Source organism: Bacillus cereus group sp. MYBK101-2 (assembly GCF_051918845.1).
Classification (GTDB): Bacteria; Bacillota; Bacilli; order Bacillales; family Bacillaceae_G; genus Bacillus_A; species Bacillus_A paranthracis.
In genome coordinates, this window is the sequence record NZ_JBQAIE010000002.1 from 727,537 (window position 1) to 742,796 (window position 15,260).

The following is a 15,260-nucleotide window of genomic DNA, read 5'->3' on the forward strand; positions in this document are numbered from 1 at the left end:
AGATTCAGTATGAGTTTCTTTTTTATGTTTTTACCAATAATTAAACCGTTTCATATATAATTAAAAGTGTTGAAGATTGAATTTTCTGTTTTTTATTGTTAACTTAATTTGAAAAGAGGAGAGGTATATGCAAGGAGAAATACCAACAGAGAAAAGTTTAAGTTATATCGATAAATTGCTATTGCCAGTTAAAGCGTCACCACATTTTAAATTTTTATGGGTTGGGCAATTGCTTTCGACTTTAGGTAGTTCGATAACGATGGTTATTTTGCCAGTCGTTGTGTATTCATTAACTGGTTCAACAGTTGTAATGGGAATGACTATGGCAATGTACATGCTTCCTAATATTCTTGCGTTACCGTTTGCTGGATTAGTAGTAGATCGAATGGATCGGGTGAAAGTAATGTTATTTACAGATATAATTCGCTGCGTATTAATGCTATTACTTGCAATACTTATATTTATGGATGTATTAACAATTCCACTTCTATATGTACTTGTAGCATTATATGGACTTATGGAAGGGATATTTCAGCCAGCATATGCTGCTGTAAGAGCGAAAGTATTTGTACCAAAAATTCGAAATGCAGCTAATTCATTAACGCAAATGAGCAATCAAGGTATACGACTAATTGGACCGGCTCTTGGAGGATTGATCGTTTCAGTTGCATCTGCCGGAATAGGGTTTGGACTAGATGCAGTAACATATTTGCTATCATTTTTTTGTTTATTATTTTTAAGAGAAATAAAGTTTAAAAAAGTAAAACCTATTGAAAAGAAAAAAGTCGATTATAAACAAGAGTTTATGGAAGGTGTTTTTGTTTTAAAAAGTCATCCGTGGCTATGGATTACAATTTTAGTCTTTTCTTTCATCAATATTTGTTATGCAGGAATTATCGTCGTATTAATTCCATGGTTATTTAATGTTCATCATCATTTTGAAGCATATGTGTATGGATTAGGAATGGCATCCTCTGGTGTTGGAGCTGTAGTTGCTGCGCTAATATTCGGCGGGAGAGAACGGTGGTATAAGCGGGGAATACTTGCCTATGGTGGTGTTTTAATAAGTGGTTGTGCGCTTTTAATAATGCCGTTCATTACTTGGGCACCTGTTTTAATTGTATTAATGGCAATTGAAGGGTTCGGTATGATGATATTTGGACTCATTTGGGAAACGAGTTTACAAGAGCTCGTGCCAGAAGAAGCATTTGGAAGAGTGGCAAGCCTTGATATGTTAGGTTCATTTGCTTTATTGCCACTAGGTTATGTAGTTGTAGGATGGTTAGCTACTGTCATAGGTGGCGAGATAACGATTGTAACACTAGCTATTTTAGTACTTGTAACAATTGGAGTAGCATTATGTGTGCCGAGTATTCGAAGATTTGATTGATGATATAAGGGAAGGTGGGAACGACTTATATGCTTATAAAAAATTTGAACGATATAGTCGCAAAGGAATGGGACAACCAATATACTTTGCAGGAAAAGATCTTTGAAGCAAAAAATTTCACAGTCTATATTGCTACCCATAGAGAAAATAAGCTAGCATATAATCAACTAGTATTAATAAAACATTTTTGTAACGAAAAGCCTTCCGTGCATATTTGGCATAAGAAAATTAGCACCGATGCAACAAAACTGGACATCACAAAAGAAGTGACAGAAGCCATTCAAACTGGTTTTGTAAATGAAGAGTAAGCCCTAATTAAATTAGGGCTTACTCTTCATTAAATACAAATGTTTGTTTCAGTTTTTTACTTTCATTTACTGGATGGCCGTTGTAAGAAAAGTTCTTTTCTTCCCAAGTAATCACAACTTTAAAATTATGGCTATTAAAGTCTAATGGGAATACCATGTAGTCAAAGCTTGTATGACTTTTAGAAATATTTTCATTAGGTGTAGTAGGTTTAAAGGTAGCTTTAGAGGTAGGATTGTTATCAAGTATTTCCACGGATACGTTTGATACATCATGACCAATGTTTTTTACGAGTAAACTATATGTATCAAATACACCTTGTTTTGGCTGGATTGCTTGCTTGTTTACGTTATGAGATTTATCAATTTCGATATACCATTGTTTAGACTTTGATGCAATTGGTAGTGATTGAAATGTGTATGCACTAGCTTGTATTGGTAGTGCTAAGCATATAAGCGTAAAGAGAGTTAATATTTTTCGTTTCATTTTTTGAGAGCTCCCATTCTTTAATGAATTTGTTTGTTATTTTCTTCTCTTTTTGAGATAATATACCATTCGATTTAGGGGGGGGGAAGATATATTGAAAGAACTCGTAAGTATGGGAAGCAGTATTTTTCTACAATTATTATTTTTGTATATATTTATTTCTGGTGTTTTATTAGAACTCAATCCATGGTATGCAGTAGTTGTTTATGTGACTATTGCTATAATAAGTCTTCTTCTGGGGGTATACTCGATGATTTTCTCTATGAAGAGAAGGCCGAATACTCTTTTTCTAACATTACCAGGTGGAATTATAATAACATTATTTTCAATGTTAATCATTGGATTTACAGTATTTGCTTATTTTTTACCAGAAGGAGGTATTCCGCCTGTTATTCGTTTGTAGTATGATGAATCGATCGAGTTCCTATTTTTATTGTTAGTCTTTCTAAGTAAGCGACATATATCTTAAAAAAGGAAACTGTGTAGAGATTTTTTTGCATAGTCTCCTTTTTTGTTTTTGTAATTAATAATAGGTGTGCTTAAAAGTTATATTGGTGAAGTTAATTTATCGATATAAAAAAGTAGAGATTGTTTTTCGAAAAAAATTTTAATTTGAAAAAAATCCCAATGGATATGTTAAAATAACAGTGTCATACAACAAGGGGGATTTGTTTTATGGAAAATGTACATCTTGCTAAAGTAAATGTAACGAAAAGAATTGAATCGAAATCTAAGTACAATAAGAAACTTGAAAAATATCAAAGGCGCTTATTAGCGTTGCAGCAAATAGTAAAAGAAGAAAAAATCGCAGTTATGCTCGTTATGGAAGGCTGGGATGCGGCTGGAAAAGGCGGGGCGATTAAACGAGTGACGGAACACCTTGATCCGCGTGGGTTTCAAGTAAATCCAATTGGAGCACCAGCACCTCATGAAAAACGATACCATTACTTGCAACGTTTCTGGCGTAAACTTCCTCAGTACGGGCAAATTACTATTTTTGATCGCTCATGGTACGGCCGTGTGTTAGTTGAGCGGGTTGAAGGTTTTGCTACAAAGGAAGAGTGGACGAGAGCCTATGACGAGATTAATGATTTTGAAAAACTACTAACAGATGATCATTATATAATCGGGAAGTTTTTCTATCATATTAGTAAAGATGAACAATTAAAGAGGTTTAAAGATAGAGAGAACAATCCTTTAAAAAGATGGAAAATTACAGATGAAGATTGGCGTAACCGTGAAAAATGGGACGAGTATGTTGAAGCAATGGAAGAAATGTTTGAAAAAACAAATAGGCCAAATGCGAAATGGCAAATTATCGCGAGTAACGATAAATTATACGCTCGTTTGAAAACGTTGAAAGTGATTATTTCATTAATTGAGGATTACCTTGTAGAACATAATATAGAATTACCTTCGTATTATTATGAGATGAAAGAGGGTAAGACGGAAGGAATTGAATCTGTGCAAGATGCAGGAGTTAAATAGTAAAAGACCTGTATATGCGGTATGAATAGGGCTATCCCATAAGTATATTTATGGGATAGTTTTTTTATTATACTAGAGTGGATTTATGATCTTTGTTTAATTCATTAAACTTATGAGTATAATGCTTCTTATTATTAAAGCCAATAAAGTCAATTCCGACGCAAGGTTCTAAATTGCCGTCTACAATTGTAGAATCCAAGAAGCTTAAAAGCTTTAATTTAGGTAGCTCTTTAACGAATTGTAGATTTTGTATGTTACCACAACTTGATAGAATGACTGTTTCTATCTCTGTTAAATAACGTAAATAGTCGTGGTTTTTCATTTTACTGCAATTATTGAATTCGATGTATGTTAAAGTTGAAGCGTTGTGTTCAATTTCATCAATATGTTCTAAATTTCTTAAATAATTGATTTCTAAATGCTTTAATTTTGGGAATGCGCTACATCCCTTTAATGAGTTAATATTCCCTTGTGTAATGCTTAGTTTTTCAAGTTTTTGTAAAGACATTAATTCTTCAAGGTTTTTTTGTTTCGGTTTGTATTTCCAAATGTATAGTTCTTTTAAATTAGGACAAGATTCGAATCCTGTAATGTTTTTATTCCACTGTATGTAAAGTTCCTCCAAATTTGTATAGCTTTCTAGTGCTGTTAAGTTTAGTGGAACTTGTGATTCTTCTAGTGCTAAAGATTTTAAGTTTTTTAAATTATATAATGATGAGTAGTCAGTAATACATGTACTACTAATATGTAAGCTTTCAATTTGCGGGCAGCGTTCTAGAAAGTTAATATGATTTAAACTATACCTAAGATCATTAATGTAAACATCGGTAAAGTTATTTGTATTAATGAAGTCTACGTATTCATCCAGTCTATTTTCATGAATTTGTACGCTGCCATTCATAACTAAAAAGTTTTGTGATTGATTTGCTTCACCGGATTCTTCTATTTTATGTACTGGTTTTTGTTTGCAAGCCTCACATAATTCTAGGTTTTTTTTCATTGTTTTCTCCTTGCATATTGTAAATAGTAGTATTTTTAATATAGCATGAGATAAGTAGTCTATGGTTAGCAAGTGTTTAGAATGAAAAGAACGAATAGAAAATGTCGTTGTATATGTAATGGAAAACATAGTACATTAACAAGGGGATTTTATTTCAAAGGGAGGATGAGAACTTGTTAGATGAGGCGGGAACTTTAATAAGTAATCATATGTATACAGAAGAAGAACAAAAAAAATTATATAAACGAACGTTACTAATCGTAAGCATTTCACAAATGTTCGGCGGAGCTGGGTTGGCTGCTGGGATTACAGTAGGTGCACTTCTTGCGCAGCAAATGCTTGGGACAGATGCATTTGCAGGTTTACCGGCTGCTATGTTTACGATGGGATCTGCGATAGCGGCTTTCTTTGTTGGGAAGTTATCGCAAAAGTATGGTCGCCGCGTAGGGCTTGCAGGAGGTTTTATAGTAGGCGGGTTAGGGGCTATTGGAGTTGTGATGGCAGCTTTAATAAATAGTATTATTCTTTTACTAGTTTCTTTACTCATATATGGCGCGGGCACAGCTACAAATTTACAAGCGCGTTATGCTGGAACGGATTTAGCAGATAAGAAGCAACGAGCAACTTCTGTTAGTATTACTATGGTAATGACGACTTTTGGTGCAGTCGCAGGTCCGAATTTAGTAGGTGTAATGGGAAGGTTTGCTCATTCAATTGGAATTCCTGAACTGGCTGGTCCGTTCATATTATCAGCAGCGGCATTTATACTGGCTGGTCTTGTCCTATTTGTTATGCTTCGTCCAGATCCGTTACTTGTTGCTAATATGATAGAAACATATAAACAAGAGCATACATATAAAGGGCAACCAGTAATAGAAGAAGCGACAGAAAACAAACGAGGCATTACTGTGGGAGCTATCGTAATGATACTTACGCAAATTGTGATGGTTGCCATTATGACGATGACTCCAGTTCATATGGGGCACCACGGTCACGCTTTAAGTGCAGTAGGTCTTGTAATTGGTTTTCATGTAGGTGCAATGTACCTTCCATCTCTCGTTACGGGAATGCTAATTGATAAAATTGGAAGAACTACGATGAGTATAGCTGGCGGAGTAATTTTATTAGCAGCAGGTGTCATAGCTGCGATAGCGCCGAGTGATTCTTTAATACTAATAATCGTTGCTTTGTCTTTACTTGGATTAGGGTGGAACCTCGGTTTAATCAGTGGTACTGCTCAAATTGTTGATGCAACTATACCTTCCACACGTGCAAAAACACAAGGGAAGATAGATGTGTTTATTGCGCTAGCTGGAGCTTCAGGCGGAGCGATGTCAGGTATGGTAGTGGCGAATTCAAGTTATGCGGCATTATCATTAGCTGGAGGGGTTTTAGCTTTCATGCTTATTCCTGTTGTGATATGGTCTCGAAAAGGATAACGAAATTGAAGTGAGGTTCTAGTTACTAACTAGAACCTCTTTTTATAAACTTAAATTAAATTCCACTCCACAATAAGACCTAAATGTGTAAGACCGCCCCCAAATCCGTATAGTAAAAGTGTGTCTCCGTTATTTAATTTCCCTTCTTTTCTAGCTAAATCTAGAGCGAGTGGAATAGAGACAGAAGATGTATTCCCCATATATTCCACGCTCGTTAATGTTTTTTGTATTGGAATTTGAGATTTTTCACAAATAGATTCAATCATGCGTAAGTTAGCGCTATGAGGAATGAGCCAGTCTATATCATCTTTTTGCATATTTGCAGTATGTAATAGTTCTTTTATACCTGCTGGCACCGTACGTGTTGCCCATTTATATACTTCTTTTCCATTTTGAACGATTTTTTCATTTGTTTGCAGTGGGGTGTCATTCATAGTAGTAGATAAGTTTGTTCTATATAGATGAATTCCGCCGTCACCATTTGTGCCCATATGAGCAGCAATAAAGCTCGATTTGTTTTCATCTCTTTCTAATAAAATAGCGCCAGCACCATCGCCAAATAAAATGCAGGTCGTTCTATCGGTGTAATCAGTAACTTTTGATAATGTCTCTGTCGCTACGACAAGTACTTTTTTATGTGATCCAGAAGTAATCAAGCTATTACCGACGTGCAAGCCATATGTGAAACCAGCGCAAGTGGCATTTAAATCAAATGCCATTGTATGAGGTATGTTGAAGTATTGTTGTATTTGGCAAGCAACACTAGGGAAAACGTAATCAGCAGTAGTAGTAGCGACAATGATACAGTCGACATCTTCTAAGTTTTTCTTATATGTTGTACATAAATTTTCAACTGCTTTAATGGCTAAGTTTGAGGAGTATTCATCTTCGCTAGCGATTCTTCTTTCCTTCATTCCTGTTCTTTGTACAATCCATTCATCATTCGTATCGATCATTTTTTCTAAATCATTATTAGATAATATTTGATTTGGAACATGAGTGCCAATTGCAGTAATACGGGATTTAGAATTCATAGGAACAGCTCCTAACTTTATTTTATAACCTGATACTAATATCAGGTTATAAAAATGTCAATATAGATTTTTAGTGTATTGAACGACTTAGCTTACTATGAAGGAATTTAGCGAGTGTTGTAAAAATAATATACGAGAAGTTTCTAAAATTGATAATGAAGTGAGTTGAGCTCCTTGAAAACAATTTTACGTATGTTACCTTTTGTCATTATGTGTAGCTTTATTTTTATTATTTTTTCAGAGAAATCTTATGCTTGTGATTGTATTAACGTATCAGCAGAAGAGGCACTTCAAAAAAATGATGTAGTGTTTGAGGGAAAAGTAATTGAGGTTGGAAGGAAAGAAGGGGTTGGAATTGAAGTATTATTTGAAGTGAAGAAAATTTGGAAAGGGACAAATTCTTCGCAAATTATTGTATATACAAATGGTGGTGATTGTGTATTTCACTTTGTGAAAGGAGGAGAGTACTTAGTATATTCTTCTCAAAGAGGATTGGAAAAACAATTACACACAAATAGTTGTAGTAGAACGAAGAGATTAGATGAGGCAGGGGCGGACAAAGTGGCTTTAAGTCAAATTGCAAAAGAGTCTGTTCCAACGAAGAAAGTGGATTTAAAAGGGGAGATGGTGAGCGGTTTCAGTTGGTGGCAAGTTGCTATCATTTCCATTTGTCTATTATTAATCATTGTTTTTGTTGTGAGAAGAACTCGCAAAAAATGACGATTAAAGTAAATATATAAAGATTTTCTTTCTGTTTCTATAGGTGGTTTAATCTTGTGAAAGCGAATTACTTATGCTACACTTTATGTAACTTAAAATGAACGGAGGGGCTTCCTTTGATCTTAATCAGATTACGTCTCAATACTTTGTGCCAATAATTGAATAGCGCTCAAAGGCTCTGTCTGTGTGCAGAGTGAACGGGATTGGTCTGCCTATTTTAAAGGAACCCTTTATTAAGCTTATATGTGAAAAAGAGGGAGGGACGAATACGCCCTCTTTTTGTTTTGCCTTTATAAATAGAATGGGATTGTGTAGGTGAACACTTATAGTGGATACGTATACGATCTTGGGACTTTTTAACTATGAGATAGGATGAAAGCACAACTTTCTTCTATTTCTTTGGTGAACCCTTATCCGTTTACGAAAACACAGGCAGCGACCTGTGTTTTTTATTTTACGTAATCGAAATGGAGGAATAAATATATGGAAGAATTATTACAAAGAGCAGTTTTAGTTGGAGTGAATTTAGGTAATGAGGATGATTTTGCATATTCGATGGAAGAGCTAACGAATCTTGCAGAAGCTTGTGATGTAGAGGTAATTGGACAAGTGACGCAAAATTTGCAACGTGTAAATCCATCCCATTATATTGGAAAAGGAAAGATTGAAGAAGTAGCAGCCTATGTAAATGAAGTAGATGCAAATATGGTCATCTTTAATGACGAATTATCTCCTTCGCAAATTCGAAATTTAGAAGCGGATTTAGATTGTAAAGTAATTGACCGTACCATATTAATTTTAGATATTTTTGCGCAACGTGCGAAAACGAAGGAAGCGCAGCTGCAAGTAGAGGTGGCCCACCTTCAGTATATGATGCCTCGTTTAATTGGTCTTCGTGAGTCGTTAGGAAGACAGAGCGGCGGTGTTGGTACGAAAAATAAAGGTGTCGGTGAGAAGAAATTAGAGTTGGATCGTCGTAAAATTGAAGAACAAATTTCAGTTTTAAATAAAGATTTAGAAGCTCTTGTTGCGCAGCGTCAAACGCAGCGAAAACAACGTAAGAAAAATGAAATTCCTGTTGTAGCATTAGTAGGTTATACGAACGCAGGAAAATCAACGACGATGAATGCGATGCTTGAAATTTACAATGGTACAGAAGAAAAACAAGTATTTGAAAAAGATATGTTATTCGCGACGTTAGAAACATCGGTGCGAAATATTGATTTACCAGATAATAAATCATTCTTATTAACAGATACAGTTGGATTTGTAAGTAAATTACCGCATCATCTTGTGAAAGCATTCCGTTCAACATTAGAAGAGGTAGCGGAAGCAGACTTACTGATTCATGTTGTAGATTACGCAAATCCAAATTATGAACAGTTAATTGATATTACAAATGAAACGTTAAAGAAAATTGGAGTAGAAAATATCCCAACAATCTATGCTTATAACAAATCAGATATGGTAGATGTTGAAATTCCGAAAGTACAAGAAGACCGTGTTTATTTATCAGCGAAGAAACACGTTGGAATTGAAGAACTTGTAAAAATGATTCGCTCACACATCTATAAAGAGTATACGAAGTGTGAAATGTTAATTCCATATGATCAAGGACAGGTAGTTTCTTATTTCAATAATCATGCGCACGTTCTATCTACGAGTTATGAAAACGAAGGTACGAAACTAGAAGTAGAATGTAAGACGAGCGATTACGAAAAGTATAAGCGTTTTGCAATTTAATAAAAAAGGCGATCCTAATATGTTTTAGGACCGCCTTTTTCTTATTCTATAATAGAGGCCCACTTATAAGAATAAATTCCTGCAAATGGACGAACAACAACACCTTTTACTGTTGGACGTTCTAAATATACAAGTCCTGATTGGAAGATTGGAGCGATAGCTGCATCATCTTCAAGTAAGATTTTCTCAGCATCTTGGAACGCTTTCCAACGTGCTGGTAAGTCAGTTACTAAAGTAGAGCTCGTTTTTTCAATTAATTCGTCGTATTGTTTGTTTGAATAACTCATCTTATTAAATGGTCCGTCTGTGACAAACATATTTAAAAATGTTGTAGGATCAGGATAATCTGGTCCCCAAGTAGAAAGTGAAATTTCAAAATCACCATTTCCTTCACGATCTAAAAATGCCTTTACTGGAAGTGGTTGTAATGTAATTTTTAATCCAGGTAAGTTTTTCTCTAATTCACCTTTTAAAAACTCACTAATTTTTTTATCGTTAGATTCATCAGTTGTTATAATTGAAAGAGAAGCGTTTTGTAAATTTGTTTCTTTTTTCGCAGTTTCCCATAGTGTTTTAGCTTCTTTCACATTTGTTTCTACTTTAACATTACTTGTACTGCGAAAATCTTTATTGTCAGGTCCTTTTACGAATCCTTTTGGAACGAATGCATTCGCAGGTATAGAACCATTGTTTAAAATCGTTGTTGCGATTCCTTGTTTATCAAAAGCAAGAGAAATAGCTTTACGAGCATTTTTGTTTGCTAATAAAGTATTCTTTTGACTAAATCGGAAAAACGTCACAGAAGGACGTTCCATTTTCTTTAAGCTAGGATCTTTTTGATATTTATCAACAAACTCTGAATTTATCGTAATACGGTCTACTTGTTTGCTTTCAAATAAATTAACAGCTGTTGAAGTATCTTTTACAATATGTACATTAATTTCATTTAATTTCACATTTTTATTATCCCAGTAGTTCGGGTTTTTCGTCATTTTATAACTTGTATCATGTTTCCATTCACTTAATTGGAAAGGTCCGTTATACACTACATTTGCAGCTTCAAGTCCGTAATTTTTCCCTTGTGCTTCTACAACCTTTTTGTTTTGAGGATAAAATGTTGCAAATCCCATTAAACCTAAAAAGTATGGGACAGGGTGTTCTAACTGTACTTCTAATGTTTTATCGTCAATTGCTTTTACACCAAATGAGTCAATTGGCAATTCTTTTTTATTTATTTTTTCTGCGTTTTTAATATCGAACATAATATGTGCGTATTCAGAAGCGGTTTCTGGATTTACGGCACGTTTCCATGCATATTCAAAATCATGAGCAGTTACTGGATCGCCATTTGACCATTTTGAATCGTGTAATGTAAATGTATATGTTTTTCCGTCTTCACTCAGTTTGTATGATTCAGCAGCTGCAGGAACAGGTTTATTGTCAGGACCAGGCATATATAATCCTTCCATTACGTTGTTTAATGCAGCGTAAGAAAACCCATCGGTTGCGATAGATGAATCAAGTGTAGAAATTTCCCCAGCTTCTACAATGTTTAATACTTGTTTTGAAGATGCTTTTTTCTTTTCTCCGGTAGTTGTTGCCTCTTGTTTTTGACCACATGCTGTTAAAAACATAGATAATGTGATTGAGAGTGCAACGATCCCTTTTGTTTTTTTCTTCATATTTGTCAACCTTCCCTTCATCTCTGCCTTAGTATAAAAGAAAATATAGAAAATTTCTATAAATAAATCCGATAAAGCATATAGAAAAAATATATTATGTGAAAAGTGATATTTCTGGAAAAAGAAATGAAACCAGTATAGAATGGAAATGTTTCAAAAGTCAGAATTTATTACACTTACTGTAATAAATATATATTTTGTACAGGAAGGAGAGATTCATATATGCAGGCAGTTTCGCAAAAAAACAGAGTAGAAACACCGACAATATATCGAATATTATTTGCGATTAGTTTCGGTCATTTTTTAAATGATTCGATGCAAGCAGTTGTGCCGGCATTGTTTCCTATTTTGGAAAAAACGATGAATTTATCCTATATGCAAGTAGGGTGGATTGCGTTCGCGTTAAATATGACGTCATCGATTATGCAGCCAGTTTTTGGTATGTATTCGGATAAGAAGCCGTCACCATTTTTATTACCGCTCGGTATGTTTTCGAGTATGCTTGGGATGATTGGGCTTGCTTTTGCACCAAACTTTATTGTTGTCATTATTTCTGTTTTATTTATTGGATTAGGTTCTGCAGTCTTTCATCCAGAAGGGGCTCGGGTTGCTTATATGGCAGCCGGTGCGAAGCGAGGTTTAGCACAAGCGATTTATCAAGTGGGGGGGAATACCGGGAATTCCCTAGCTCCAATTTTTACAGCGTTAATTTTCGTTCCGCTCGGTCAAATTGGTTCTTTAGGGTTTACAGCCTTTGCAGCGGTAGGAATTGTATTATTAATTTTCGTATCAAATTGGTATAGGAATGAATTAGCTACTGGTGCTGTGAGGAGAAAAAAGAGGGCTGCACTTGAGGCTGAAAATGCGATTGTAAGTACACATATTAAATTTGTTATTATACTTCTTGTTTTTCTTACTTTTGTACGTTCTTGGTACGGTGCTGGTATCGGGAATTTTTATCAATTTTACTTAATTGAGCATTACGGTTTATCTATAAAAAATGCCCAGTATTTCGTATTCGCATTTATGATTGCCGGTGTATTAGGAACTTTCTTCGGTGGTCCATTAGCAGATCGATTTGGAAAGAAAACAATTATTGTATTTTCAATGCTAGGTTCGGCGCCACTTGCACTTTTATTACCTCACGTTTCACTCGTGTGGGTCGTACCGCTATTTTTATGTATCGGTTTTATTAGTTCAAGTAGTTTTAGTGTAATTGTTGTATATGCACAAGAACTTGTTCCTGGAAAAGTAGGGATGGTATCTGGATTAATTGTAGGGCTTGCGTTTGGACTCGGCGCTTTAGGTTCTGTAGTCCTTGGGAAATTAGCTGACATATATAGTCTTCAATTCATTATGTTACTATGTAGTTGTCTACCATTAATTGGACTTACTTCTTGGTTATTACCAAGTGATAAGAAAACGATAGAATAGGGGATGCACTATGAAATTATGTGAAAATATTACAGAATTAATAGGAGATACACCTGTCGTCAGATTATCTAAATTTATTCCAGAAGACGCAGCAGATGTGTATGTAAAACTAGAAATGTTTAATCCATCACGCAGTGTGAAAGACCGTGCTGCTTATAATTTACTGCACGTTGCAGAAGAAAATGGTCTCATCAAACCAGGAGATACAATTATTGAACCGACAAGTGGAAATACAGGAATAGGCTTAGCAATGAATGCAGCCGCAAAAGGATATAAAGCGATTTTAATTATGCCAGATAATATGTCAAAAGAGCGTATAAATTTATTAAAAGCATACGGAGCAGAAGTAGTTTTAACACCGGCAGAACAAAGAATGCCAGGAGCAATTGCGAAGGCGTTAGAATTGCAAAAGCAAATTCCAAATAGTTTTATTCCGCAACAATTTGAAAATCCGGCAAATCCGAATGTTCATCGTTATACGACTGCCCTTGAAATTTATGAACAAATGGATGGTGAGCTTGATGCATTCGTAGCAACGGCTGGAACTGGTGGGACGATTACAGGGACTGGGGAAACGTTAAAAGAGAAACTACCAAACTTATATATCGCAGTAGTAGAACCGAAAGGATCTCCCGTACTATCCGGAGGTGTTCCAGGTCCTCATAAACTAGTAGGAACAAGTCCAGGGTTTATCCCAAAGAACTTAAATACAGAGGTGTATAACGAAATTATTCAAATTGCAGACGAAGAGGCTTTAACGACAATGAGAAACTTAGCAAGACAAGAAGGTTTATTAGTTGGGCCGTCTTCAGGAGCTTCTGTTTACGCAGCGATTATGATCGCGAAACGATTAGGCGCTGGTAAAAAAGTTTTATGTATTGCACCTGATACAGGGGAACGTTATTTGAGTATGGGATTATTTGAATGAAAATGATAAAAACACCTTACTCGTGAAATTGTTACGAGTAAGGTGTTTGTTTTAGGTTGTAAGAGGGGGAGAATAAAAATGAAACTATTAAAACCAACACATGAATATAGTGGAGAAATTATGGAATATAAACATGCGTTTTTACAATCAGGAGAACAACCACACGGCAGTAGTTCTTTACAAAATTTTGATTCTCTCGATGAATGGTTTGAAAAAGTGAGCATACAAGAAGTGGGAGAAAACTTACAAGATAATCGAGTACCGTCTAGCCAATTTTTAAGTGTTGAAAAAGGGGAACTTATAGGTTGTGTGAATATTAGACATCGGTTAAACGAAGAATTATTGCGGGAAAGTGGTCATATTGGATATAGTGTCCATCCAAATAAACGTCGCCAAGGTTATGCGACGAAACAATTGAAACTTGCATTGGGTGAAGCGCAAAAATTAGGATTGAAGAAAGTGCTAATAACTTGCGATAAAGTTAATATCGCTTCGGCTAAAACAATTCAAAAGGTTGGCGGTGTGTTAGAAGATGAAGTGGTTTCTTCTCATACAGGCGAAATTGTTCAGCGTTATTGGGTAGAAATATGATCTAGTAGGAATTTGAAAAGCTAATATCGAAATAGATAAATGAAAAAGTAAAGATGTGCTGCAATTATAGGGGGAAATGAAGTGGGATTAAAAGAGAAAGCAATAGAAATGTCGGAGATTTATAGGCAAAATCCGAAAGTGGAGGCTATTATTTTAGCGGGCTCAGTAGCTAGAAAGCTAGAAGATGAACATTCAGATATAGAACTACATATTTTATGGTCAATGCCACCAGAGAATGAGGATCGTAAAGGGCCTATTAACTATATTGGTGGAACAATTTTGTCATATCATCCTTACGAGGAAGAAGAATGGTCGGAAACATATTTGACGAAAGAAGGAATTAAATTAGAGATTAGTAACTTTTTAACAGAAACAGTAGAGAAAGTTATTGAGGATGTGGTGGTTCAATATGATATAAGTTATGAAAAACAATGTATCGTATCATCCGTGCATGATGGAGTTAGTTTGTATGGGGAAGAGAAAGTAAATGAATTAAAAGATAGGGTGATGGCATATCCAGAAGACCTAGCGAAACGGATGATTTCAGAAAATCTTTGGTTAAGTAATCGCTGGCATAATCGAGAGGCACTTTTAAAACGAAAAGACTGGCTTATGCTATATGATGTTATTTGTGAAGCACAAAGAAATATATTTGGGGTCTTATTTGGTTTGAATAAAATGTATGTACATCACCCGGCGTTTAAATGGATGCCATATAATGTGGAACGAATGATTATTAAGCCTGAAAACTTATATGAGCGTATGGCGAATACGTTAATAGGGAAACCAGAGTATAGTATACAGGAGTTAGGAGTGTTAATCGAGGAGCTATTACAGTTAGTAGAACACCATGCTCCGGAATTACATATTGCTGAACAGCAAAAGCGTATTCAATATGCGAAGTGAAAAAGAGGTTGTCCCAAAAGTAGCTGAATAGCTACTTTTGGGCAACCTCTTTCTTTACAGAAAATATAAAAAAGAATCGTCCATCTTTGATATAATTAAGTCACCACAACCAA

General features: G+C 35.1%; 14 protein-coding genes and 1 pseudogene. 11 read left to right on the forward strand and 4 right to left on the reverse strand.

Going from position 1 to position 15,260, the window contains the following annotated elements; genetic code table 11:
- The first annotated feature begins 127 nt into the window (after positions 1-127).
- Both ACTFSI_RS09140 and ACTFSI_RS09145 read left to right on the forward strand, forming a co-directional pair.
- Positions 128-1,390 (forward strand): MFS transporter, encoded by a 1,263-nt coding sequence (locus ACTFSI_RS09140; RefSeq protein WP_440045343.1) that lies wholly within the window; start codon positions 128-130, stop codon positions 1,388-1,390.
- 29 nt (positions 1,391-1,419) lie between these two features.
- A complete protein-coding gene (locus ACTFSI_RS09145) occupies positions 1,420-1,698 on the forward strand; it encodes a hypothetical protein (RefSeq protein WP_000905834.1) in 279 nt (92 codons plus the stop codon).
- 19 nt (positions 1,699-1,717) lie between these two features.
- Here ACTFSI_RS09145 and ACTFSI_RS09150 read toward each other — a convergent pair whose 3' ends face one another.
- Positions 1,718-2,182, reverse strand: a complete 465-nt coding sequence (locus ACTFSI_RS09150) for a hypothetical protein (protein WP_000823325.1) — start codon at positions 2,180-2,182, stop codon at positions 1,718-1,720.
- A 94-nt stretch (positions 2,183-2,276) separates the two neighbouring features.
- Here ACTFSI_RS09150 and ACTFSI_RS09155 point away from each other — a divergent pair, with 94 nt between their 5' ends.
- A complete protein-coding gene (locus ACTFSI_RS09155; protein ID WP_000661601.1) occupies positions 2,277-2,585 on the forward strand; it encodes a hypothetical protein in 309 nt (102 codons plus the stop codon).
- A 272-nt stretch (positions 2,586-2,857) separates the two neighbouring features.
- Positions 2,858-3,670: a polyphosphate kinase 2 family protein gene (locus tag ACTFSI_RS09160; RefSeq protein WP_440045344.1), complete on the forward strand. Its 813-nt coding sequence runs from the start codon at positions 2,858-2,860 to the stop codon at positions 3,668-3,670.
- Between the two features lie 67 nt (positions 3,671-3,737).
- Here the strand turns inward: ACTFSI_RS09160 and ACTFSI_RS09165 are convergent.
- Positions 3,738-4,586, reverse strand: a pseudogene (locus tag ACTFSI_RS09165) (hypothetical protein); the annotation flags it as partial.
- A 257-nt stretch (positions 4,587-4,843) separates the two neighbouring features.
- Between ACTFSI_RS09165 and ACTFSI_RS09170 the strand changes: the two are divergent.
- Positions 4,844-6,109 carry an MFS transporter gene (locus ACTFSI_RS09170; protein WP_440045345.1) on the forward strand — a complete coding sequence of 422 codons (1,266 nt, stop codon included), beginning with the start codon at positions 4,844-4,846 and terminating at the stop codon, positions 6,107-6,109.
- A 50-nt stretch (positions 6,110-6,159) separates the two neighbouring features.
- On the opposite strand, the gene ACTFSI_RS09175 is transcribed toward ACTFSI_RS09170, so the two are convergent.
- Positions 6,160-7,143, reverse strand: a complete 984-nt coding sequence (locus ACTFSI_RS09175) for a ketoacyl-ACP synthase III (RefSeq protein ID WP_440045346.1) — start codon at positions 7,141-7,143, stop codon at positions 6,160-6,162.
- Positions 7,144-7,317: 174 nt separating this feature from the next.
- On the opposite strand from ACTFSI_RS09175, the gene ACTFSI_RS09180 reads away from it, so the two are divergent.
- Both ACTFSI_RS09180 and hflX read left to right on the forward strand, forming a co-directional pair.
- Positions 7,318-7,863 carry a cobalamin biosynthesis protein CbiN gene (locus ACTFSI_RS09180; protein WP_270363806.1) on the forward strand — a complete coding sequence of 182 codons (546 nt, stop codon included), beginning with the start codon at positions 7,318-7,320 and terminating at the stop codon, positions 7,861-7,863.
- Between the two features lie 483 nt (positions 7,864-8,346).
- Positions 8,347-9,606 carry a GTPase HflX gene (gene hflX, locus ACTFSI_RS09185; protein WP_071722928.1) on the forward strand — a complete coding sequence of 420 codons (1,260 nt, stop codon included), beginning with the start codon at positions 8,347-8,349 and terminating at the stop codon, positions 9,604-9,606.
- 41 nt (positions 9,607-9,647) lie between these two features.
- Here hflX and ACTFSI_RS09190 read toward each other — a convergent pair whose 3' ends face one another.
- The gene (locus tag ACTFSI_RS09190) at positions 9,648-11,288 is read right to left on the reverse strand and encodes a peptide ABC transporter substrate-binding protein (protein WP_098227768.1); all 1,641 of its coding nucleotides are present in this window, start codon (positions 11,286-11,288) and stop codon (positions 9,648-9,650) included.
- A 222-nt stretch (positions 11,289-11,510) separates the two neighbouring features.
- Here ACTFSI_RS09190 and ACTFSI_RS09195 point away from each other — a divergent pair, with 222 nt between their 5' ends.
- From ACTFSI_RS09195 to ACTFSI_RS09210, 4 genes are all read left to right on the forward strand, one after another.
- A complete protein-coding gene (locus tag ACTFSI_RS09195; protein ID WP_277617014.1) occupies positions 11,511-12,722 on the forward strand; it encodes an MFS transporter in 1,212 nt (403 codons plus the stop codon).
- 10 nt (positions 12,723-12,732) lie between these two features.
- Positions 12,733-13,650 carry a cysteine synthase A gene (cysK, locus tag ACTFSI_RS09200; RefSeq protein ID WP_044790461.1) on the forward strand — a complete coding sequence of 306 codons (918 nt, stop codon included), beginning with the start codon at positions 12,733-12,735 and terminating at the stop codon, positions 13,648-13,650.
- Between the two features lie 78 nt (positions 13,651-13,728).
- Complete coding sequence (locus ACTFSI_RS09205; protein ID WP_440045347.1) at positions 13,729-14,241, forward strand: GNAT family N-acetyltransferase; 513 nt, start codon at positions 13,729-13,731, stop codon at positions 14,239-14,241.
- Positions 14,242-14,322: 81 nt separating this feature from the next.
- Positions 14,323-15,147: a DUF4037 domain-containing protein gene (locus ACTFSI_RS09210; RefSeq protein ID WP_138322184.1), complete on the forward strand. Its 825-nt coding sequence runs from the start codon at positions 14,323-14,325 to the stop codon at positions 15,145-15,147.
- Positions 15,148-15,260: the final 113 nt, after the last annotated feature.

What these genes read in the sequence shown, in the direction of transcription:
- ACTFSI_RS09145 (WP_000905834.1), top strand. Translation starts at nt 1,420, where the DNA reads ATGCTTATAAAAAATTTGAACGATATAGTCGCAAAGGAATGGGACAAC.
- ACTFSI_RS09160 (WP_440045344.1), top strand. Translation starts at nt 2,858, where the DNA reads ATGGAAAATGTACATCTTGCTAAAGTAAATGTAACGAAAAGAATTGAA.
- hflX (WP_071722928.1), top strand. Translation starts at nt 8,347, where the DNA reads ATGGAAGAATTATTACAAAGAGCAGTTTTAGTTGGAGTGAATTTAGGT.
- ACTFSI_RS09175 (WP_440045346.1), bottom strand. Translation starts at nt 7,143, where the DNA reads ATGAATTCTAAATCCCGTATTACTGCAATTGGCACTCATGTTCCAAAT.
- ACTFSI_RS09190 (WP_098227768.1), bottom strand. Translation starts at nt 11,288, where the DNA reads ATGAAGAAAAAAACAAAAGGGATCGTTGCACTCTCAATCACATTATCT.
- cysK (WP_044790461.1), top strand. Translation starts at nt 12,733, where the DNA reads ATGAAATTATGTGAAAATATTACAGAATTAATAGGAGATACACCTGTC.
- ACTFSI_RS09205 (WP_440045347.1), top strand. Translation starts at nt 13,729, where the DNA reads ATGAAACTATTAAAACCAACACATGAATATAGTGGAGAAATTATGGAA.
- ACTFSI_RS09195 (WP_277617014.1), top strand. Translation starts at nt 11,511, where the DNA reads ATGCAGGCAGTTTCGCAAAAAAACAGAGTAGAAACACCGACAATATAT.
- ACTFSI_RS09140 (WP_440045343.1), top strand. Translation starts at nt 128, where the DNA reads ATGCAAGGAGAAATACCAACAGAGAAAAGTTTAAGTTATATCGATAAA.
- ACTFSI_RS09150 (WP_000823325.1), bottom strand. Translation starts at nt 2,182, where the DNA reads ATGAAACGAAAAATATTAACTCTCTTTACGCTTATATGCTTAGCACTA.